20 protein-coding genes are annotated in these 23,853 nt (G+C 35.2%); 17 read left to right on the top strand and 3 right to left on the bottom strand.

Going from position 1 to position 23,853, the window contains the following annotated elements; translation table 11 throughout:
- Positions 1-82: 82 nt before the first annotated feature.
- Entirely contained in the window at positions 83-499 is a 417-nt protein-coding gene (locus GWJ01_RS11760; RefSeq protein ID WP_109393689.1) for a nucleotide triphosphate diphosphatase NUDT15, read from the bottom strand.
- Between the two features lie 193 nt (positions 500-692).
- On the opposite strand from GWJ01_RS11760, the gene fruK reads away from it, so the two are divergent.
- Complete coding sequence (gene fruK, locus GWJ01_RS11765) at positions 693-1,631, top strand: 1-phosphofructokinase (RefSeq protein ID WP_109393690.1); 939 nt, start codon at positions 693-695, stop codon at positions 1,629-1,631.
- A gap of 104 nt (positions 1,632-1,735) precedes the next feature.
- Here the strand turns inward: fruK and nfo are convergent, their stop codons facing one another.
- Both nfo and GWJ01_RS11775 read right to left on the bottom strand, forming a co-directional pair.
- Positions 1,736-2,578 (bottom strand): deoxyribonuclease IV, encoded by an 843-nt coding sequence (gene nfo, locus GWJ01_RS11770; protein ID WP_109393691.1) that lies wholly within the window; start codon positions 2,576-2,578, stop codon positions 1,736-1,738.
- A 167-nt stretch (positions 2,579-2,745) separates the two neighbouring features.
- Entirely contained in the window at positions 2,746-3,840 is a 1,095-nt protein-coding gene (locus GWJ01_RS11775) for a YeiH family protein (RefSeq protein ID WP_202611194.1), read from the bottom strand.
- Between the two features lie 184 nt (positions 3,841-4,024).
- On the opposite strand from GWJ01_RS11775, the gene yieE reads away from it, so the two are divergent.
- The 16 genes from yieE (at position 4,025) to GWJ01_RS11855 (ending at position 23,822) form a co-directional block, all read left to right on the top strand.
- Positions 4,025-4,918: a DNA-binding transcriptional regulator YeiE gene (yieE, locus tag GWJ01_RS11780; RefSeq protein WP_075673572.1), complete on the top strand. Its 894-nt coding sequence runs from the start codon at positions 4,025-4,027 to the stop codon at positions 4,916-4,918.
- 118 nt (positions 4,919-5,036) lie between these two features.
- Positions 5,037-6,524, top strand: coding sequence for an amino acid permease (locus tag GWJ01_RS11785; protein WP_109393693.1), 1,488 nt, complete (start codon positions 5,037-5,039; stop codon positions 6,522-6,524).
- A 487-nt stretch (positions 6,525-7,011) separates the two neighbouring features.
- Positions 7,012-8,100 (top strand): FecCD family ABC transporter permease, encoded by a 1,089-nt coding sequence (locus GWJ01_RS11790; protein ID WP_109393694.1) that lies wholly within the window; start codon positions 7,012-7,014, stop codon positions 8,098-8,100.
- Positions 8,100-8,882 carry an ABC transporter ATP-binding protein gene (locus GWJ01_RS11795; RefSeq protein ID WP_109393695.1) on the top strand — a complete coding sequence of 261 codons (783 nt, stop codon included), beginning with the start codon at positions 8,100-8,102 and terminating at the stop codon, positions 8,880-8,882. The genes GWJ01_RS11790 and GWJ01_RS11795 overlap by 1 nt, the downstream gene beginning before the upstream one ends.
- A 166-nt stretch (positions 8,883-9,048) precedes the next feature.
- Positions 9,049-11,067, top strand: a complete 2,019-nt coding sequence (locus GWJ01_RS11800) for a ligand-gated channel protein (protein ID WP_109393696.1) — start codon at positions 9,049-9,051, stop codon at positions 11,065-11,067.
- A gap of 767 nt (positions 11,068-11,834) precedes the next feature.
- On the top strand, positions 11,835-12,044 hold the full coding sequence (locus GWJ01_RS19060; protein WP_098943434.1) for a hypothetical protein: 210 nt from the start codon (positions 11,835-11,837) through the stop codon (positions 12,042-12,044).
- Positions 12,034-13,413: an APC family permease gene (locus GWJ01_RS11810; protein WP_109393697.1), complete on the top strand. Its 1,380-nt coding sequence runs from the start codon at positions 12,034-12,036 to the stop codon at positions 13,411-13,413. The genes GWJ01_RS19060 and GWJ01_RS11810 overlap by 11 nt, the downstream gene beginning before the upstream one ends.
- Positions 13,414-13,987: 574 nt before the next feature.
- Entirely contained in the window at positions 13,988-14,539 is a 552-nt protein-coding gene (locus GWJ01_RS11815) for a fimbrial protein (protein WP_161711115.1), read from the top strand.
- Between the two features lie 58 nt (positions 14,540-14,597).
- Positions 14,598-15,296: a fimbrial biogenesis chaperone gene (locus GWJ01_RS11820; protein WP_109393698.1), complete on the top strand. Its 699-nt coding sequence runs from the start codon at positions 14,598-14,600 to the stop codon at positions 15,294-15,296.
- Positions 15,274-15,828: a fimbrial protein gene (locus tag GWJ01_RS11825; RefSeq protein ID WP_109402723.1), complete on the top strand. Its 555-nt coding sequence runs from the start codon at positions 15,274-15,276 to the stop codon at positions 15,826-15,828. Before GWJ01_RS11820 ends, GWJ01_RS11825 begins: the two co-directional genes overlap by 23 nt.
- Before the next feature lie 25 nt (positions 15,829-15,853).
- Positions 15,854-16,381, top strand: coding sequence for a fimbrial protein (locus tag GWJ01_RS11830; RefSeq protein WP_161711116.1), 528 nt, complete (start codon positions 15,854-15,856; stop codon positions 16,379-16,381).
- A gap of 8 nt (positions 16,382-16,389) precedes the next feature.
- Positions 16,390-17,082, top strand: a complete 693-nt coding sequence (locus tag GWJ01_RS11835; RefSeq protein WP_109393701.1) for a fimbrial biogenesis chaperone — start codon at positions 16,390-16,392, stop codon at positions 17,080-17,082.
- Between the two features lie 4 nt (positions 17,083-17,086).
- Positions 17,087-17,833, top strand: a complete 747-nt coding sequence (locus tag GWJ01_RS11840) for a fimbrial biogenesis chaperone (protein WP_109393702.1) — start codon at positions 17,087-17,089, stop codon at positions 17,831-17,833.
- A 52-nt stretch (positions 17,834-17,885) separates the two neighbouring features.
- A complete protein-coding gene (locus tag GWJ01_RS11845) occupies positions 17,886-20,471 on the top strand; it encodes a fimbria/pilus outer membrane usher protein (RefSeq protein ID WP_237585716.1) in 2,586 nt (861 codons plus the stop codon).
- Positions 20,472-20,506: 35 nt separating this feature from the next.
- Positions 20,507-21,673: a hypothetical protein gene (locus GWJ01_RS11850; protein ID WP_109393703.1), complete on the top strand. Its 1,167-nt coding sequence runs from the start codon at positions 20,507-20,509 to the stop codon at positions 21,671-21,673.
- Between the two features lie 436 nt (positions 21,674-22,109).
- Positions 22,110-23,822, top strand: a complete 1,713-nt coding sequence (locus tag GWJ01_RS11855; protein WP_109402721.1) for a ShlB/FhaC/HecB family hemolysin secretion/activation protein — start codon at positions 22,110-22,112, stop codon at positions 23,820-23,822.
- Positions 23,823-23,853 lie beyond the last annotated feature (31 nt).

A 23,853-nucleotide genomic window follows, 5' to 3' on the forward strand; every position in this document is an offset into this window, starting at 1 on the left:
AAATTTGCGCAGAAATAGATAATTCGAACATTATTCTGAACAAAAAAGATCCAGAATAATGAACGTGATAGGGTGTTTTTAATTAACCTTGATAAAACTGCTTACTTTTCCATAATGCAATAGAATTGCGACTAGCTTCGAAGTGTGGCTCAGGTAAATCATCTGGAGAACACCAGCGGATTTCAGAGCATTTATCTGGTTCCATCAATTTAGGCTCATCACCTTGGTGTTGTGCGATCATACAAATAGAGACAGTGTGTTTACCTTCTAACTGGTAAGTTTCTAGATTATTGCTAATACCAATCACTTGTGGTGCAGTGATCACAATCCCAATTTCTTCTTCTATTTCGCGAATAGCACATTGCTCAAAAGTTTCCCCTTCATCAACATGTCCACCAAAAATTGACCAATAAGGGGCATGTTTTCCACAACGTTTTCCTAATAATACTTCACCATTTTCATTAGTGATAATTACGCCAACGCCAACTACGACAGACATTTAAGACTCCTTTTTTTCTTTTTTATATAGTTATAGTTAATGTATGAAATAAGTCGCTTTTTACGGTCAATATTCTCCTTTGCGGGGGGATCGAGTGCAAGGATAAAAAAACAAATTCACTGAATAAAAGGTTAATTGATGCTATATATAGCACCCTAAATATTCATAATAAAAATGATTGGGGAGTGAAGGCATGAGTCGCCGTGTCGCTACGATCACCTTAAACCCTGCTTATGATCTTGTTGGCGCTTGTCCAGCTATTGATGTAGGTGGTGTTAATTTAGTCCAAACTGCTGGGCTTAATCCTGCGGGTAAAGGCAATAATGTCGCGAAAGTCTTACGTGATTTGGGCATTGATATTACTGTTAGCGGGTTTATGGGACGTGAAAATCAAGAAGAATTTCAGCACTTCTTTAGTGAAAATGGGATGGCTAACCGTTTTTATCTTGTGTCAGGACGAACACGTATTAATGTGAAGTTAACCGAAGGAAAAGGGCAAGTTACTGACTTTAATTTTTCAGGATTCACCGTATCAGAGCAAGATTGGCAGCGTTTTGCAACGGATTCACTTAATTGGCTTGGCCATTTCGATATGGTCGTTGTCAGTGGCAGTTTACCGAATGGCGTTGATCCTGAAGCTTTTACTCAATGGATGATTAAGCTAAGAAGATTATGTCCGTGCATTATTTTTGACAGCAGTCGTGATGCTTTAGTCGCAGGGCTAAAAGCAGCACCTTGGCTAATAAAACCTAACCATCGTGAATTAGAAGCGTGGGTAGGACATTCATTAACTGAAATGGCAGATATTATTAAAGCCGCTCATCAACTACGCGATAAAGGTATAGCACATGTCGTTATTTCACTGGGTGAAAGAGGGGCTTTATGGGTAAATGCATCTGGCGCATGGCTGGCAAATCCACCACATTGTGATGTGATAAGTACCGTTGGTGCTGGGGATTCGATGGTTGCTGGATTAGTGTATGGTTTATTAATGAGTCAAACGAGTGAGCATACTTTGCGTCTTGCAACTGCGGTTTCTGCGTTATCAGTCAGTCAGCCTGATGTAGGAATAAAAGACAGGAGTCAACTTGCTGAAATGATGACTAAGATAGAGCTAACACCGATTAAATAAGATAATTTGCGGTTTATTACTATAATAAAAAAACAATATAAAACGAAAACTGTAAAAAATGAAAATTGTATAAACCGCAAATCTTATTAATGCTGCTACTGTTTCTAGTGTTGTTGTGACTTTAGCCAAGCAATTTCGTCAGGCCAAATATCTGGGTTGATGGTTTCTAAAATCAGCGGAATACCATCAAAACGCTTATCTTGCATTATATAGCTAAAAGGGACTTTACCAATATTCCCTTCACCTAAACTGTGGTGACGGTCTACTCGACTGGCTAATTCGCTTTTTGCATCATTAAGGTGCATCGCTTTTAGGTATTGAAAACCGACAATCTTTTCAAATTCAGCAAATGTTTTTTCGCAATCTTCAATTGTTCTCAGATCATAACCGGCGGCGAAAGTGTGGCAAGTATCAATACAAACGCCTACACGAGATTTATCTTCTACCCCATCAATAATGGTGGCTAGATGTTCGAAACGATAACCTAAATTTGTACCTTGGCCTGCGGTATTTTCAATCACGGCAGTGACATTTTTAGTTTTTTCTAAAGTGATGTTAATTGATTGTGCTATTTTTTGTAGGCACTTATCAACATCAATTTTATTTAAATGGCTTCCCGGATGGAAATTAAGTAACTCAATACCCAGTTGTTCACAACGCTGCATTTCATCTAGAAATGCGTCTCTTGATTTTTCAAGAGCATCTTCTTCAGGGTGACCTAAATTAATGAGATAACTGTCATGGGGTAAAATTTGGGAGGGGCCGTAACCATAAAGTTCACAGTTCTTTTTAAATTTATCAATGACTTCTGCCGATAATGGTGCTGCTTTCCACTGGCGCTGATTCTTAGTAAAAAGGGCAAACGCAGTGGCTTTTATTTCATGTGCGCGTAATACCGCCTGATCGACGCCACCAGCAGCACTGACATGTGCGCCAACAAATTTCATTCTTTCTCTCCTTAGATTTATTTCACACCATGATAACAAACATACAGCGTATAACATCATATTGAGGTGATAAAAGCAAAAAAGCGCAACTAAAAATAGTTGCGCAATAATGAAAAGTACTTCTCAAGGCGAAATTTTAAGGGGGATTATTTATATCGATATTCCTATTAAGACATCAACACAGTCTGAATAAAGATATTAATTATCGCACCACCAAGGGTTAACCAGAAAAATAAGAATAACGCTAATAATAATGGTTTGACGCCTGCTTGTCGGATAGCGCTAATATGTGTTGTTAAACCTAATGCCACCATTGCCATTGCTAAGAGAATGGTATCAATAGTCACAATGTAACTAACAATAGACGCTGGAATTAAATTTAAAGAGTTAAAACCCGCCATTAAAATAAAGAATACGGCAAACCAAGGAATAGTAATTGGGCTTTTCTCAGTCGCTTGTGCACCATTGTTTGCCTTACTTTTCTTCTTACTTAAATAAGTTGAAAGAATAATTAAGAATGGTGCTAGCATCATTACGCGGATCATTTTACTAATAACCGCAGCATTTTCAGCATCAGGGCTAATTGAGTGTCCTACAGCGACGACTTGAGCGACTTCGTGAATAGTTGAGCCGGAGAAAATACCAAAGGTTTCTTCTGTAAAGGGTAACCAGCCTGCAAATGTATTTAAATGATAGAACCAAGGGTAAAGGAAAATACCGATAGTACCGAAAATCACAACAGTAGAAACCGCAACGGCAACTTGGCTTGCTTGTGCTTTAACAACAGGCTCTGTCGCCATAACAGCCGCAGCACCACAAATACTACTACCCGCACCAATCAAGATGACAGTTTGTTCATCTAAGCCGAAATATTTGCGTCCAATCCACATAGCGATAAGAAAAGTCGATGTCAGCATAATGGCATCTATAATTAAACCTGTTGCACCTACATCTGCAATTTGCTGAAAAGTCAGTCTAAAACCGTACAAAATAATACCTGTACGTAATAAATAGTGTTTAGCGAATTTGACACCTTCATCACTATAAGGCTTTGCAACAGGATAAAAGGTATTACCTACAATAATACCGAATAGGATCGCCAGCGTTAATGCGCCTAAACCCATGCTCGAAAACCAAGGAATATCACCAATATAAATAGCAAGCGCAGTTAATACGCCTGTTAATAATAAACCAGGAAGCCAGCGATAGACTGGAGTGAAATATTTTTTCGCCAATGTAATAGATTGACTTTGCTCTGACATAGAAAAACCTTGCTTATATGAATTTTGCATAAGCATATAACAAGCAATCTTATTTATTAAACTCATTATTTTTATAATAATAACCAGTAAAATCAATATAGGTGTATTTTCTTAAATGTACTTGGTATGTTACTGGTTTGTGGATAGTATGTTATTACAATGACAGTTCAAAGGTGGAATGGATATGCGAATTACGTTGCGGCAACTGGAAGTCTTTACTGAAGTTCTCAAGAGTGGTTCTACAACGCAAGCATCACAACAGCTTGCTTTATCTCAATCTGCTGTCAGTGCTTCTTTAACTGATCTAGAAAGCCAACTCGGTGTGCAGCTTTTTGATAGAGTGGGAAAACGGCTTGTCACAAATGAGCATGGACGATTACTTTATCCCAGAGCATTATCTTTACTCGAACGAGCAACTGAAGTTGAGCAATTATTCCAAGCTGGGAATGGTGCTTTGCGCATCGCTGCAAGTACAACAATAGGTAATTATATTCTTCCTCAAATGCTGGGGAATTTTCATCGTAATTATCCTGATATTCCGCTAGAAATGAGTATTGGAAATACCGAAGAAGTCGTTAAGTTAGTGAGCGAATTCCGTGTTGATTTAGGGCTAATTGAAGGTGCTTGTCAAAGTTCCGAACTGATTAGCCAGAAATGGCTTTTAGATGAAATGGTTATTTTTTGTTCACCCGATCATCCGTTAGCTAAAGCATCAAAAGTGACTTTAACTGATTTGCAGTCAGCCCCTTGGATTTTACGAGAAAATGGTTCAGGAACTCGAGATGTGCTTAACCATCTTCTATTTGCTTCTTTACCAGGTTATCGCATTGAAATGGAATTAGGTAATTCAGAAGCAATAAAACATGCCGTTATGTATGAAATGGGGATCAGCTGTTTATCTCGCCGAGTGATTGAAGAGCAGATTAATAATGGCTCATTAAAAGAGATAAAAGTAGAAGGGTTGGCATTACAACGTACCCTATATCTGGTTTATCATCGCCAAAAACATGTCTCTGATGCACTGAAAAAACTCCTGACATATTGTAATGCTGAACACTTAATCGGCAATTTTTCATAAATTGCTAATAATTGGCGCCCGATCATGAAGGTATCTTATAATCCTAGATCCTTGCTATTCACGAACGACAGATTTGCTACAATCCTCGTTAGAAAAGTGAATATAAAAGTGGAATGTTATGTCAGAACAACAAAATAGTACTGCTGATTCGGGCGCAGTACGCACTTTGCGCCGAGAGTTAAAAGCGCGACATTTAGCGATGATCGCTATTGGTGGTTCAATTGGTACAGGACTTTTTGTCGCATCTGGTGCAACTGTTGCTCAAGCAGGGCCGGGTGGGGCATTACTCTCTTATGCATTAATTGGACTAATGGTCTATTTTCTAATGACAAGTCTTGGGGAATTAGCCGCATTTATGCCTGTTTCCGGCTCATTCTCAACATACGGCTCTAAGTATGTAGAAGAAGGTTTTGGCTTCGCATTAGGCTGGAACTATTGGTATAACTGGGCAGTTACAATTGCTGTTGACCTTGTTGCTGCACAATTAGTGATGCTCTATTGGTTCCCTGATGTTGATGGTTGGATCTGGAGTGCTTTATTCCTTGGTGTTATTTTCTTACTCAACTATATCTCTGTAAAAGGGTTTGGTGAGGCAGAATATTGGTTCTCTTTGATCAAAGTTTCCACAGTAATTATCTTTATTATTGTGGGTATTGCGATGATCACTGGCATTATGAAAGGTGCCGAAAACGCAGGTTGGCATAATTGGGAAATTGGTGATGCACCTTTTGCGGGTGGATTTGCTGCCATGATTGGTGTTGCCATGATTGTTGGTTTCTCATTCCAAGGTACAGAATTAATTGGTATTGCAGCGGGTGAATCTAAAGATCCAGCTAAAAATATTCCCAAAGCTGTACGTAAAGTGTTCTGGCGTATCTTACTGTTTTATATCTTCGCGATTTTAATTATTAGCTTAATTATCCCTTACACTGATCCTAATTTACTGCGTAATGATGTAGGTGATATTAGCGTTAGTCCATTTACACTAGTCTTTAAAAATGCGGGATTATTATCTGCAGCAGCTATCATGAATGCAGTTATCTTAACGGCAGTACTTTCTGCTGGTAACTCAGGCATGTATGCATCAACGCGTATGCTGTTTACATTAGCAAGAGAAGGCAAAGCACCAAAATGCTTTGGTAAATTGTCTAAAAATGGTGTGCCACGCAATGCGCTTTATGCGACAACGGTTGTTGCTGGCCTATGTTTCCTAAGTTCAATGTACGGAAACCAAACTGTTTACTTGTGGTTATTGAATACCTCAGGAATGACTGGTTTTATTGCATGGTTAGGTATTGCGATTAGCCACTATCGTTTCCGTAAAGGTTATGTTGCACAAGGTCATGATTTAAATGACTTACCTTATCGCTCCGGCTTCTTCCCAATTGGTCCTATTTTTGCCTTTATATTGTGTTTAATTATTACATTAGGTCAAAATTACCAAGCTTTCTTAGAAGATACGATTGATTGGTATGGTGCAATTGCAACCTATATTGGTATCCCATTATTCTTATTAATTTGGTTTACTTATAAGATTGTGAAGAAAACCCGCTTTATTCGTTATAACGAAATGGAATTTCCAACACATATTGCGAATAAAAAATAACCTATAAATCAAGCTATTAAAACGTCCGTTTTTGTGATTGAGATCACTGTAAAATGGGCGTTTTTTTATATTTTGACCTTTCAATTATAAAAAACATGCAAAAACTTTAATTATATCAGTAATCGCATTGATAATTATTATTATTTGCTTTATTGTTAGCACACGATTTATTTGCTGAAAAATAAAATAATGGCGCTATTAGTTGTAAATAATATGCTTAATGTAATGAGTCTGATAATAATTAGCCCTTCTAGTGCTCAATATAGCCAACCAACAGTTTATCGCAATATAATAAATTACACAGCGAATGTGATTCACCGTATAATAATTTGGCGACTCACTTCTTTGTTGAATAATTTGTCTCAAATTAATTATTGGTTTTTTGTACATAAAAAACAGTTGATGGGTTGTACGGTATGTTTTTGCTTACTTAATGGGTTGGTAAGAACAGAACAACGCAGAAAAAAAACTAGGTACAACAATTGATATGAGCATTATGTCAGAGAGACTCGCCACACAAGAGCATGAAAAGAATGCATCAGATAATGTGAAAGCCCATTATCGAAGAATGATGAATAAACGCATGCTATGGTTAGGAGTTATCGTTTTAATTATTTGTGGTTCAGTGGTGTTAGATTTCACCATGGGGCCTTCTGGTTTATCGCTTGATAAACTATTAACAACCCTTTTTCAGCCTGAACTTGTTGATGCGGGTTCTCGAGTGATTGTATGGGATATCCGCTTACCTTATGCCTTAATGGCGGTTGTGGTAGGGATGTCGCTAGGATTAGCGGGTGCAGAAATGCAAACGATCTTAAACAACCCGTTAGCAAGTCCATTCACATTGGGGTTATCAAATGCCGCTTCATTTGGTGCTGCATTGGCGATTGTTTTAGGTATTGGTATTCCCGGCATTCCTGACCAATGGTTTATTTCGGCTAATGCGTTTCTCTTTGCATTATTATCAGCCTTATTATTAGACGGAATAACTCGCTGGACACGTGTTCCAACATCTGGCGTTGTACTGTTTGGTATAGCTATGGTATTTACCTTTAATGCATTAGTCTCAATGATGCAATTTATTGCGACAGAAGACACGCTCCAAGGTCTAGTTTTCTGGACTATGGGAAGTTTAGCGCGTGCAACATGGGTAAAACTCGGTGTTATGGCGGGTGCTTTTGTGGTCATTATGGTGATTTCATGGATGAGCTCATGGAAATTAACTGCATTGCGATTAGGTGAAGATAGAGCGATTAGCTTTGGTATTGATGTAAAGCGTTTAAGATTAGGTTCATTACTGCGTATTAGTATTTTAACAGCGCTTGCAGTTGCCTTTGTTGGGCCCATTGCCTTTATTGGTTTGGTTGCACCTCACATTGCTCGCATGATGTTTGGTGAAGATCATCGATTCTATTTACCAGCAAGTGCATTAATTGGCGCTTTAATTTTATCATTGGCATCAATTGCTTCTAAAAATTTAATACCGGGTGTCATTATTCCTGTAGGTATTGTGACATCGCTGGTGGGCGTGCCATTTTTCCTCAGTATGATTTTACGTCATAGGGGGAATATCTAATGATGGAAGGATTAAAGATCCAAGATTTTAGTGCTGGATATGCTAAACATCTTATCATTAAGGCACTGGATGTAGAGCCATTACCAAAAGGAAAGGTCACTGTATTATTGGGACCAAATGGTAGCGGAAAATCAACATTATTAAGGGCGCTGGCGGGATTAAATAAATCATCAGGTGTTGTCAGTTTAGATGGCAACGATCTTGCGTCGATGAATTTTGCACAACGTGCCCAAAATGTGGTCTATTTGCCACAAACATTACCAGCAGGTGTTCATTTACATGTTTTAGAATCCATTATTGTGGCGCAGCGAGCTTCAGGTGGATTACATAATGAACATAGTGAAGCTCAGGTAATGCACTTATTACGCCAATTAGGTATCGAGCATTTAGCATTACGATATTTAGATGAATTATCGGGTGGTCAAAAACAATTAGTTGGGCTTGCTCAATCATTAATTAGACAACCCTCTCTATTATTATTGGATGAGCCATTAAGTGCGCTGGATCTTAATTACCAATACCATGTAATGGATTTAGTCGCTAAAGAAACGCACCGTAGAAATATTATTACTGTTGTTGTTGTTCACGATATTAATATCGCCTTACGGCATGGCGAACATGTATTAATGTTAAAGCAAGGACAATTAATTGCACAGGGCGTGCCAGGTAAGGTTATCACGGCACAAAGCCTTGCTGATGTTTATGGTGTTCAAGGCAGATTGGAATATTGTTCACAAGGAATACCTCAAATTATTATTGATGGTTTAGTGGATAAAATATAGAGAAGTAAAATAGAAAGAGAAAAGAAATAAATATAGGGATGCAGTAAATAGGGATATTAAAATAACTAAGGGTAATTAAATTTATTTACTACCCTAATTTCTGAGCAATTGTCGATACATCCATCTATATAAAACTTAAAGAATATATGTTCTTGGAGAATCGGGAATGGTAGTGTTAAATAAAAATAAAATCGCACTTGGCGTTGTTGCTGCTATTGCATCAAGTTTTGTTATGACTGCATCAGCAGAAAATGTAGAAAAACTGCTTGTAACAACCGCTTCAGGGTTTAAACAAACCGTTGAAGATGCACCTGCATCGGTTTCTGTTCTCACTCGTGAACAATTAGAAACCAAATCTTACCGTGATGTGACTGACGCATTAAAAGATGTACCCGGCGTATTAGTAACAGGCGGTGGAAGTAGTTCTGATATCAGTATTCGTGGTATGGATCCAAAATATACCATGATCTTGGTTGATGGTAAGCGTGTTGCATCGCGTGAAACGCGTCCTAATAGTGATAACTCTGGTATTGAACAAGGTTGGTTACCGCCTTTACCTGCTATCGAACGTATTGAAGTTGTACGTGGACCAATGTCTTCTTTATATGGTTCAGATGCAATGGGGGGGGTTATCAATATTATTACTCGTAAAGCGCAAAAAGAGTGGAACTTTAGCTTACGTGGAGATAGTACTATCACAGAGCGTAAAGACTCAGGTAATACTAATCAAGGTAGTTTTTACGCCGCAGGTCCATTAATTGATAATGTCTTAGGCTTGAAAATTCAAGGTCAATATTCACATCGTAGTGAAGATAAAATTGTGAATGGTTATAACCGTCAAATTACGGCATCAGGCGGTGGTACATTAAGTTGGACACCTGATGAGCAAAATACGATTGATTTTGAATTTAAAAAAGATAACCAACATCGTGACTCACGAGTTTGGCATTCAAAATCAGGGTTACCTAGCCGAGGTAAAACACCTGAAAGCAGCTTTACTGATTATGAGCTAACCCATTATGCGTTAACTCATGATGGTGTTTATGATTTTGGTACGATGAATACGTATGTTCAGCGTGATGAAAGCCGTAACCCATCTCGTAAAATGGATTATGACGACACAACAGTGCGTAATCAAACCGTCTTTATGTTAGGTGACCATACATTAAGTGTGGGAGCGCAATATCGTTATGAAGAGCTAAAAGACGAAGGTAATAAGATTAAAGGTGGTAATAAGCTAGATCGTTATAGTTGGGCATTATTTGCTGAAGATGAATGGGCAATGACTAACGATTTTGCCTTAACGGGTGGCTTACGTATGGATAAAGATGAGAACTTTGGTACTCACTGGACACCTAGAGTATACGGTGTATGGCATCTTGCTGATGAGTGGACATTAAAAGGTGGAGTATCTACCGGTTATCGTTCACCAGATCTACGTCAAGCAACGGCATCATGGGGTCAAGGTACGGGTGGCGGTAATTATGATGCTGTTATTTATGGTAACCCAAGTTTGAAACCTGAAAAATCAGTCACTGAAGAAATTTCAATTATCTGGGATAACCGTGAAAATCTGACGGCAAGTTTAGGTCTTTTTAATACCGACTTTAAAGATAAGATTATGGAAGATCGCCGTTGTGACAGCCGTACAAATAAAGACGGTTCTAAAATGACGGATCTTCGTGACTGTACATTAGCAGACGGTGTTGGCAATAATGGGAAACCTTATGACTTTGTTAGTGATAGAACTAACGTAGATAAAGCGAATATGCGTGGTATTGAGGCGACCTTTAACTGGACAATATCACCAGAGTGGAATTTAGCGGCTAACTACACCTTTACGGACACTGAACAAAAAAGCGGTGATTTCAAAGGTAAGCCATTAAATAAACAACCACGTCATATGGCTAACGCGACCTTAAATTGGGAAACAATGCCAGAAATGGAAACGTGGGCACGTATTAACTTCCGTGGTAAAACCTCTGATTACTTATCACGTACTTCTATGTCACATGGCACGCCTTCTTATGCGTTTGTTGATATTGGTACCAGCTACAGTTTAACCAAGCAACTAAATGTTATTGGTGGTGTTTATAACGTGTTAGATCGCCGTATTGACCAAGAACATTTTAATACTACTTTAGAAGGCCGTCGTTACAACATTGGTTTGAACTATAACTTCTAATTTATTACCCTCAGTTTGTGTCATTAAGACTCCACTTGTGGAGTCTTTTTTTATCTCTAATTTTTTTGATTTGTTCAAAATTAGTACTGGAAAATTTAAATATTGAGATCTATATTTAGCTCAATAATTCATCTTATTCATCGTTTTATTCTGAGTATTAGATTGTTATTTCTACTTAGTATCTGCCGTTTTTTTCTTAATTTATTCTCTTACTTTTTATTTATATAGAACAGGCTGTTAAAAAATAGACATTTTTTATTAAAAGTCTACTTTTTAGAGTAAAAAAAAGTATGAGTTAACAATTTCTTAGCATTAATCTTATTAATATATTTTAAATGCTTTATTTTGATATTCTATTGATGATATAAATTTTGCTATAAGATTTAATTCTTATTTATCAATATATTATGCCTTTCTCCCTTTCAGTGTAGTAAAGGTTTTTGAAATGTTTAAAGCTTAAGAATTGTGATAAAAGCACAATTCTTGTTAATAAAATGTAGCGCTGAATGTTGACTTAGTTTACGAATTGAAAAGATCGTAAAAAAAGGGGGCTTTTTGATGAAAATGTATTGCTATTTAAGTCTGAGACGTGCAAAATGCGCCCACTAAAAATATGACTGATGCGTTTAAAGTGCATCGGTTTTTTTTTGCATTTTTACTTATTACTACACCAAGAGGTCAGATTCATTTGAGTCTGAATAGATAACATAATTTGATTAGCAGCCAGCCCCTTAGAGAAAGGGTTGTCATGATAGAGGAATGCTAATATGGTACATTTATTCTCTTTCGCAGTTGGGCCTAACGGCACTGCGGGCAATGATGACTACGGAGCACGGCGTCTCCTAAACACATACACATCCTTAAAAACTTCATTCTATTCTGTTTATAGGCAGATGCGAAGTCTTCCCAGTAACTGTCGGTTGAGTTTATCTAATACTCAAGCCGAGGTTATGGGAGGGTTCGCTAATGTCAGATAACGTCATCTCCTCTATCGGCACTAACCAAACTGGTGCTAACAATCGAGTTCAACTACGTAAAACCTTGACGCTAATGCAGGTAGTCATGATGGGGCTTGCTTTTTTACAGCCTATGACTATTTTCGATACATTTGGTATCGTTTCTGGCATTACCAATGGCCACGTAGCAACATCGTATGCGATTGCATTGATTGCAATTTTATTTACAGCTGTAAGCTATGGAAAATTAGTTAAGCGTTTTCCTTCAGCTGGCTCTGCGTATACTTATGCTCAAAAATCCATGAGCCCTCATGTTGGCTTTATGGTAGGTTGGTCATCTTTACTCGACTATTTATTTATGCCAATGATCAATATTTTATTGGCGAAAATCTATTTACAAGCAATATTCCCGGGCGTTGAACCGTGGATCTTTGTATTTGGCTTAGTGGCTTTAATGACGTTCTTTAACCTACGTGGTATTAACGTTGTTGCTAACTTAAATACAGCAATTGTTATTGTACAAGTTGCAGTAATGGTTGTGTTTGTTGGATTACTTATTCACGGTGTATATAACGGAGAAGGCGCAGGGGAGTTATGGACCTTTAGACCGTTTGTTTCTGTTGATGCTGAAGTTATACCGATGATAACTGGAGCGACAATACTCTGTTTCTCATTCTTAGGTTTTGACGGTATCAGTACATTATCAGAAGAGACACCAAATGCAGGTAAAGTTATCCCTAAAGCGATTTTCTTAACTGCGCTGATTGGTGGGATTATCTTTATTGCTGTTTCTTACTTTTTACAATTGTATTTCCCAGATATTTCACGATTCAAGAACCCAGAAGAGTCACAACCTGAAATAATGCTGTATGTTGCTGGTGCTTTATTCCAGTCGATTATTTTAGTGTTCTCATGTGTGACTGTATTAGCATCTGGTATGGCGGCTCACGCAGGTGTTGCGCGTTTACTTTATGTTATGGGTCGTGATGGCGTATTCCCAGAGAAGACATTTGGTTACGTACATCCTAAATGGCGTACACCAGCTTTTAACGTGCTATTGGTGGGTTTTTTAGCGTTAGGTGCCGTGTTCTTTGACTTAGTGACTGCAACTGCATTAATTAACTTTGGTGCGTTAGTTGCGTTTACTTTCGTGAATCTGTCTGTTATTTCACAGTTCTATATTCGCGAGCGCCGCAATAAAGGATTAATGGATCATATTAATTACCTGATATTACCTATCATTGGTGCAGCGACAATGGGTGTCTTGTGGATAAACCTTGAACCAGGTTCTATGGAATTAGGCCTTGTCTGGGGGGCAATTGGTATACTTTATATGGTGTGGATCACACGTCGATTCCGTCGTCCAATGCCACAGATGCCAGAGAAGTAATACCCTAAAAATTGTCATAATGATAAATAAAATGGCCTCAGCAATGAGGCCATTTTTTTACATTGAATAAACAGTATTAGAATCAAGCTGGATAATAAATAACCAACCAATTAATTGCACACAATAAAACTAAGGATATTTACTTGTTTAAATAAAAAATTAAAAATAATTTTATGTGGGATTTAGGTTTATTCTTAAGTACTAACACTTAAGTTAATTTACCTACTTAAGTTAAATTAAATACTTTTTTATCTTGGTTTTAATTCATATATATATATGAAAAACAAAATTTATATATCAAAAATATATTTTTTTATTTTTTAAGTATTATATTGATGCTCAATTAAAGATTAGCAAAATATCCTAAAAATAAAGAAAACACTTTATAAATAAAGTGTTTTAAATAATTATCATTATGCAATTTAAACTTACTTTATGAGTAAATTTTTGATTGTTGTGCTACTCTTTAATTAGGATTAGAAAATATATTTTCTTAATTAACATCTAATTAAGATGATTAAGAGAATAATACTAATTCCAATAGGCGATTTATTTAAAAACGAAAGGTAACAATATGTCTTTAATTAAGAAAGTTGCTCCGTTTATCGTGTTATCTGGATTTATGGTTGCAGGTAATGCTTTTGCTGCAACACAGGGTACAACGGTGTCATTCGAAGCATTAATTCGTGCCGCAAGTTGTGATGTTTCTTCAACAACAGAAGGTTCTAGAATTGATTGGGGAACCTTCACAAGTGATGAAGTGACTGGCAAAAACGTCGGTGATCAATTAGGAGATAACAAGACGTTTAATTTAGAGCTTTCTAATTGTACAGCAGCATTAGCAGCTGATGGAACAATCAATCTTTATGCTCGTGGTAATAAATCAAACTTTGATTCTGAAATGTTTGCTAACGCAACAGCAGCTTCTTTAGCTGTAAAATTGTCAGCAACAGCAAGTAATACTTTAGTTAAACCAAATGTTGAAACAGGTCTGACATTAGGACAAGAGATCATTAAAGACGGCACTGGTCGTATTCCGATGACTGCTGGTCTATATTTAACAAATGGTGCAGTAACAAGTGATGAATTAAAAGTACCAGTTACTTTTACTGTTGCTTATAACTAATATTACTTAATTTTTAGAGGCTCTACCTAATAGAGCCTCTCATTAAAGAAGAAATATAATGATTAAAATTACAAATAGAATAAGAAAATTTTTTGTTATTTTACTAATGATTATATCTCCATTTGCTTATTCTAAAGGAGTGGGTTTAAACGCTACACGTATTATTTATCCTGAGGGTGAGAATAGTGTAGGTGTTATCGTTCGTAATGAAGAACCAAAAATAAATTATTTGGTACAAGCCTATATTACTTCTGATGAAAACCCAATTGTATTTCAAGTCACTCCACCTCTTTTTAGAATTAATAATTTATCAAGGCATGAAGTGAAAATTTATGCCATGAGTAATTCTTTACCGAAAGATAGAGAAAGTATCTTTTATTTTCATGCAAAGATGATCCCTGGACAAAACAATAATTCTGACACAGCGGGCCTAAGTGTAGGATTTGATAATGTCATAAAGCTTTTCTACCGACCTAAAAACTTACCGATGACATCAGAGGATGCGCAAAAGAAATTAAGATTTAGTGTGGAAGGAAAACAATTAAAGGTAGTCAATAATTCCCCTTATTACATCAATTTTGCTGGATTCTCTGTCAACAATATAAAGCTAGATGTTAGTTTGGCCAATAACAATGCCATGATAGCGCCTTATAGTTCGATAAAATATGCCTTACCTACAGGCGTAACTAAAGGAAGTGTTCAATGGCGTACAATAGATGATTTAGGTGGATTTAATGAACATAAAGCCACATTTTAAACCAATTGTATTGGGCGCATTATTAACCTGTATCTCTTTTTATGGATATAGCGCTGTTGATGACTCTGCGGTTGTAATAGTAAAAGGCTCAGTAACAAAAGGAACGTGTGCTTTTACTTTATCAGACCAAGCGGTGAAATTTTCTCAATCAACATTAATGCAAAATGTTGATGAAATAGGTGTAAAAAAGGAAAACAAAATACCTTTTTCAGTTAATTATCTTTGCCAAGATTATGTTGATGAAACACCTGATATGGAAGTTGTTATAAAAGCGGGATCAGGAACACAAATTGCAAATAACAAAATATCGCCAGTGAATAATCCAACTAATGCGAGTTTTGCTCTATACGATTGTAAAGGTGATCATTGTTCTTTAGTTAATTTTAATGCTGGGACAAGTTCTGTTTATATCACAACAGGAAATGGTAATAAAAATAAAGACTTTGAAGTCGAGCTCGTTAAGAAAGACAGTTCGGCTGTTAATCCGGGTACGCTAAAAGCAATATTAGCATTAACACTTATACAACCTTGAGAAAGTAAATATGAATATATTTCTATTGAAAAGGAGTTTGTTAAGTTTATTTATTACACCAGCACTATTTATTAGTTTCAGTGCTCAAAGTGTTGAATTTGATTTTAAAGTGACGATTGATAAACAGACCTGTAAGCTCTCAGTTTCAGGAACAAGTAACAATGAAGTTGATTTTGGTAGTATTCAATCGAATAAAATTAAAAATAATCTTATAGAACCTATTCCGATAAAGGTATTACTGAGTGACTGTAAAACGAATGACTTTTTTGATACTTATGTGACGATGAAGGCAAAAAGTACTTTAAATACAATTACTTTTAATGATGATCTCAATAAAAGTTTTGGTATCAGAGTATCAAGTAAAAATAATGTTGCTCAATCTAATACTAATACGGATTTTTTTAAATCTGAAGATACGGTTTGGAATAACATAAGTAAAGATAAATTAGAAAAAACACTCTATACCTATGTCAAATGCAAAGATCCCACAGCTTGTGATCCCGAATCTGGGGAGTTTTCGGCAACGTTAACTTTTTCGTATATCGTTGATTAAGATATTATATGAATAATTTTATTATAAAAGTTTCCATTATTTTAATATTAGTTTTTAGTTATTTTAATGCTAACGCTCAAGGGGTTAGTTTAGGCAAAACACGCGTTATTTTTTCTGAAGGTAGTTCAAGTGAAAGTGTATATATTTCTAATGATGATAATCAACCTTATTTAATACAAGCTGGCATTACTGAATATATTGATGGAAACTTGTCATCTAATTTTATCGTTACTCCTCCTGTGTTTCGTTTAGAAAACAAGAGCGTATCATCTTTACGTATTTTATTAAAAGATATTCAAGATTTACCCAATGACAAAGAATCACTCTTTTATTTGAATACAAAAATTATACCTTCTACTAAACGACCTAATGAAAGTGAATTACAGGAATCAAAATTAGTATTAATAACTAATTTTGTTATTAAAGTAATTTATCGACCTGAAAATATAGCAAGACCTTCAGAACAAGATTACAAAAAAATCCTTATTAAAGAACAGGAAGGAAAGTATTTTTTAGATAATCCAACTCCATATTATATGACATTAACATCAATTAAATTTAATAATGAAAAATATAATAAAACTTTATTGTTAGCACCTTATAGCAAAACTGAATTGATAGAAGTATCAATAAAAGAAGCTAGTTGGCATGTAATTAACGACTATGGTGAATTATCAAAAGAATTAAAATATAAGGACTAATGAAATGAACGTTTTAAATAGTCGTGCTTTTTCTATTACTACTTTTATATTAGGTTTTTTTTATTGCCAATTAGCATGGGCTGCTAATAATGCATTTGAATTTTCATTACAAAGAATGACATATAATGAAGGCAGTAAAAGCATTTCTATCGGTTTAAGAAATAATGAAAAAAAAGCGTATCTCGTTCAAGCGAGTATGAGATGGTTAGATGAATCTACGGGGTTACAATTAATTGATAAAAAAGAGAACCCTCCTTTTATTTTAACACCATTATTACAAAAAATAGAGCCTGAAGAATACTATGAGTGGGTGATTAAGTTTACTGGCTCAGAAAGTGCATTACCAACAGATAGAGAGAGTGTTTATATTTCTCAATTTCGATTAATACCATCTACATCTGAAGAAACTCCAAATGTGCAGATGAACTTTATTAGAGCATTAAACTTTAAAGTCTATTATCGGCCAAAATCTCTTGAAGGTATAAAAATAAAAGATGCAGAAAAAAAATTATCATTATCAATTGATGGTAATAAGATAATTGCTAAAAATGATTCACCTATTTATTTGGCTTTTAACACAATAAAAATAAATGGAAAAGAGATCGAGCTGCAAGAGTTATCGAAAAATGTACCTCCATTTGGTACACAAGAATACTTATTTTTTAATAAAAAAAATGTTACATCTATTCATTGGCAAGTATTAGATGAGTTTATGTTCCCATTAGATGAAAAAATGAAAACAGTAAATTAATAAATTTATAAAAATATATGTTTTTATAAAGCTAAAGGTTAAGAGTGTAAAAATGAATAAATCAATGACAATGTTTAGATACAGTTTTTTTACATCACTTATTTTGTTCTCATTTAATTCTTTTGCAGAGGATTATTTTGATCCTGCATTACTTGATGGGCAATTAGGTGCATCTGCAAATGAAATTGATTTAAGCCAATTTTCACAAAAAGATGCGTTACCTGAAGGTAAAATATCTTTGTTAGTTTATGTCAATACTAATAATAATGGTGAGTTCATTATTAATTTGGTAAAAGGGCCTAATAATAAAGTGGTGCCTGAAATAACACGAGAATTATTAGATAAATTAGGTGTTAATACGAAGGTGGTACCTAAGTTAAATATGTTAAAAAGCGATCAGGTGATTTATGATATTAATGAATATATTCCTGATGCATTAATAAAAGTAAATTTAGCAGAATTAAAACTAATCACTAGTTTTCCTCAAATTGTTATGTCCAATGATGTTGTTGGCTATATTGATCCCGCCTCTTTTGATAGTGGTGTTTCTGCCATGTTTATCAATTATATGTTTAGTGGAGGACATTCTTCTAACGATAGCCATTTTGATAAAGTTAATAATAATGGAAAACAAAAAAATGATAATTTCTTTGCTCAACTAAGAGCCGGTTTTAATCTTTATGATTGGCGTTTACGTTCGACAATGACACAGACGTATACCCGAAATTCAAATAATGTAGAGACTCAAAGTAATAATAGTAATAAATTTTCTAATACATATCTTTCTCGTAATCTTTATTCTTTACGATCGGAATTTATTATTGGTGAAACTACAACCGGAAATGATGTCTTTGATAGTATACCAATGAAAGGTATGCGTTTAGTTTCTAACGAACAGATGTTGCCAGCGAGTCAACAAGGTTTTGCGCCAGATGTGAGTGGGATTGCTCAATCTAATGCCCAAATTACTATCCGACAAAATGGGAATGTCATTTATCAAACTTATGTTGCACCCGGCGCATTTAAAATAACCGATCTTTACGCGAGTGGCTCAGGAGGGAACTTGGATGTCACAGTGAAAGAAGAAGATGGTTCAGAAAGGACATTTACAGTTGCTTTTTCATCATTACCCGTAATGTTAAGACCGGGGGGGTGGAAATATGAAATTAGTACTGGACGATTTGATGGTGGCACAACGGTTGGTTCTAAAAAAGCAGATTTTCTGCTTGCCAGTGGTATTTATGGTTTACCTCATGATGTCACTCTTTATGGTGGGTTATTAGGTGCGAAAGATTATTACGCTATTTCTTCTGGGATAGGAATTTCATTAGGTAATTGGGGGGCTCTGTCTACAGATATCACACATGCTCATGCTGACTTTAATACAATTGGCTCTCAAAATGGGCAATCTTATCGATTCCGTTATTCTAAGAATATGACCACTACAGGAACCTCTGTTGACTTAACGGCATTACGTTTTTCAACTAAAGATTATTACGATTTTAATCAATTTAATACTGAAGATTATCAGTTAAAAGATGGTACTTCACCGTGGTTAGGTGAACGAGAAAAAAGTCGTTTCACAACGTCATTATCACAATCATTAGGTCAGTACGGTAGCATTTATTTATCTGGTAGCCGTTATAATTATTGGGAACAAGATAAGAATGTTACTCAACTTACGACAGGATATAATGGCAATATTCGTGGTATTAACTTTGGCGTTAATTACAGTATTGATAGAATAAAATCAGATGATAGCTGGCCTGAAAATAGGCAAATTAGTTTTAATGTGAGCGTTCCATTTAGTGTGTTTAGTAATTCACCTGCGCTTAGCAACTTTAATAGTACTTACATGATAAACCATGATAATAATGGAAGAACTAACCAGCAAGTTGGATTATCTGGTAGTGCATTTAATAACTCCTTATCTTATGGTATTTCTCAATCTTGGGCTAACCAAGGCCAGTCTAATAATGGCTCAGTATATGCTAATTATTCAGGTAACTACGGTACATCCTCTCTAAATTATAATTATTCAAGTGACTATTATAATGTTAATGGCAGCATGAATGGTGGTTTACTTTTACATTCAGGTGGTTTATTGCTGGGTAGAAGTATGGGAAGTAGTATGGCCATTATTGAAGCACCTGGAGCAAAAGGTACTGAATTAAGTTCAGGAAATGGTGCAATTAATGGACAGGGATATGCGTTATCACCGTATCTTACAGAATATCGCCAAAACACGATTGCATTAAATGTTAATACATTGCCAGATAATACAACCCTACAATCCACTTCTCAAAATGTAGTTCCGACAAAAGGCGCTATTGTTAAGGTTGCCTTTAAAACAAAGATTGGCTTCCAAGCTATTTTAAATCTTTCTCAGAATAAAAGTGTTATTCCATTTGGCGCTATTGCTACGTTAATTGATGCTGATAATCCTAATGATTTGAATACTGGTATTGTTGGTGAAAATGGTCAGCTTTATATGAGTGGGCTTCCTGATAATGGCAAGCTGTTAGTGAAATGGGGTAATAAAAACCAGCAAAGTTGCAACGTTTCATATAATGGCTTAAGCGATATTGAAGTCAATAGCAAGCAACCAATAAGAATTTTATCTCTTTCTTGCCAATAAAAAATAATCTTTATTTTATAGGTGGATGCATAACAATGAAAATGCGTAATTTAATGATGGCATCACTAACTTCAGTATTAATGACTTCGTCATTTAATGTTTTAGCTGGAACAGATAGGGGGGCTATGACATTAAGCTTAACTGGGGTGATTGATATGAATATTAGCCCTACACAAGTTCAATATATAAATGGTACATTGACTGGGAATAGTAGTTTTCCAGGGAGTCCTGTTTATGATAATAGCAGTAACTCTTCTTGGGATACTAAGTATGCGATTATTTCTTTAAGTCAGTCAAAAACAAGATGTGATGCTACATTTGTTTCTAAAATTCCAGGGCAAACTAATAAATACGGTCTAAAATTAACGCATTCCAATAATACAAGTACGGCAGTTTATGTAACACCACAATTTAACTTCAATGTCAGTTTATCTAATTTTAGTTCTAATTATCAAAGTGCTTATTCGGGGCAATTTTTTCGGGTGAATAGTAGTCTCGTTGATAAAGAATCATCTAGCATTAATGTATGTTTTGTGCCACATAATTATGCAACGACAACAGTTCCTGGTGGTGGCTCAAAAGTTGTTAGTGTCACAACTCCAAGTTCATTTCCTGTTTATATTGATGCTAATTTAACGCCAGGTAAGTTAACGTATAAAGGCACTCCTTTTTATGTAGGTAGTTTTGGTCGGAGTGCTAGTGGTGACTTTTTTGCACAAGTTAACGTAATTGCTGATGTAACAGTAAAACGTTCTTGTGCTGTTACTGGGGTATCTAATCAACAAATTAATGAAAATATGACATTTACAAATGAAGTCATTAAAGACTCTGTATTTACATTATCCTGTGGTGGTACAGGTAACCCTGTAAATATGTCAGCGGTGATTAAAGAGGGAAGTTTAGATCCAAGTAATGTAAATAAATTAGTCTTAGCTCCTATTAATGGTACTGTATCTAACAAAAAGCCTTGGGTTATAGGATTACCTTATAAGCAAACTTCAACACCGAACTTAAAATGTGCTGATGAAAATAATAACAACTTATTAAAGTTCAATAATACTGATATTGAGCTAAGTGGAACCAATATGGGGAATAATCAACCTGATATATTTGGTATCAAATGGGCTCTTTGCAAACCAGATGGGACAAAAGCAGGTGAATACCGTGGAAAAGTAGATGTGAATATTTTTGTCCGTGGATAAAAATCACAAAGTTAGAAAAGAAAAATAAAAGTGGACCTTAAGGTCCACTTTTTTATGGAAGATATTTTTATTTCTATTGATTTAAGCTAAGAGTTTATTTTAACTCGAATAGGCATTTCAATAATGAATAAATTATTTCAATTCAAGTTATTTAAACTAAATAAAAGGCTATGATTTAATTTAAAGTACAATTTATTTTAATTTTTATAATTAATTAAGATTAATATTAATTAATTTATTAAGTGATTTCTTTTGTTATATAAGGCTAATTTTTTAACATAAGTTGATTTTTTTAATCTTTATATTGTCAAAGTTGCGGTATTTTATTTGTTATTCGTTTTTTGATATTTACTTTATATATTTTAATATTAATAATGTTAAAGATTAGATGTATCTTAAATACAATTAAAATCACACACTCTATTTATTGCACAATATGAAAAAAATTATACTCTTTTTAAATTTATGGGTGTTTTTTACGCTATTTAATATTCCCATATCTTCAGCAGATGCTTCTGAAAAAGCGACTGAAATCTTTAATCAGCAACAACAGCATAATCAAAGCCAACAAGAAGCGCTTTACCAACAATTAACACCTGAAATACCTAATATATATTTTGATATTGGCAAATATGAAGAAACAGAGAATAAGACAGAAGAAAAGCTTTGCTTCCAAATAGAGCACATTGAAATAACAAATGCCGAAGTTATTCCCCATTGGGTTAATTTATCCCTTTTAAAAACTGAATTTATAGGACAATGTTTGGGGGTAAAAGGAATAAACGCTTTAGTGACCCGTATGCAAAATCGGCTATTAATGCATGGGTGGATCACCACGCGTATTGTTGTACCTGAACAAGATATTAGTCGCGGAACTTTATATCTAACAATAGTTCCCGGCATTATTCGCAATGTTAAGTTTACAGATGACTCTGATAAATACGCCTTGCTGTATACCAGTATGCCTGCACATAAAAAACAACTACTCGATTTACGAGATATTGAACAAGGGTTAGAAAATCTGCAACGATTACCGGTTGTTAGTGCAGAAATGGAAATTAAGCCAGGTGAAAATGCAGGCGAAAGCGACATTGTGATAAAGCGAAAACAATCTCGTTTCTGGCATACTTCATTGTGGATAAATGATGCCGGATCACCTGCAACAGGGCGTTATCAAGGTGGTTTAATGTTCGCACTAGATAATCCTTTAGCGCTGAGTGATTTGTTCTATTTATCAACAGAACGTGATTTAGACTTTGTTGGTAGTAAGAATAATCAAAATATTATGGCGCATTATTCAGTGCCTTTTGGCTATTGGTTATTCGATATTAACGCCTCTAAATATGATTACTCTCAGACAGTAGCAGGCCATATTAAAGATATCCTCTATTCAGGAGAAAGTGATAGCGTTAATGCAGGTGTGTCATACATTCTCTTTCGTAATCAAAATAGTAAAACAACATTACGTTATGGTGTTCAAGCAAAAGTATTACGAAATTATATTGATAATACCGAAATTGAAATACAACGCCGACGAGTGAGCCATTGGCTAGTGAATCTCTCGCATCGTCAATATTTTAGCTTTGGGACTTTGGACGGTAGTATAAATTACCAAAAAGGAACTCGCTGGTTTGGTTCAATGGCGGCTTACGAAGAAAAGTATTTTGATAATTACTATGCAACAGATAAAGCGAATATTTTAACGTGGCGAGCTGAATTAGATATTCCAATATCTATTGCCCAACAGCAATTTAAATACCAAGCAAGCTATCGCAAACAAATGACTCACGATGCATTAACCCCCATTGATCAATTTGCAATTGGTAATCGTTGGTCTATTCGTGGATTTGATGGTGAAAGAACGCTCAGTGCAAATGAAGGTTGGTTTTTACAAAATACATTGAGTTGGCGATATCCTGCAACAGAACAGTTTATTTACCTTGGTGCGGACTATGGTGAGTTAAAAACAAATACGGATAATCCTCGATTATTAGGTAAACATCTTGCTGGTGGTGTTGTGGGTATAAAAGGTTCGTTATTTTCATCCACAATAAAATATGATTCATTTATTGGCATACCATTATCTAAACCTGATAGCTTTAAAACGGATCATATTAATTTGGGGTTTAGTATTAATTTTAATTATTAAAATACAGAACTAACTCAAATATTAAATAAAA

Origin of the sequence: Proteus sp. G2618 (assembly GCF_009915995.1) — a bacterium.
GTDB lineage: Bacteria > Pseudomonadota > Gammaproteobacteria > Enterobacterales > Enterobacteriaceae > Proteus > Proteus terrae.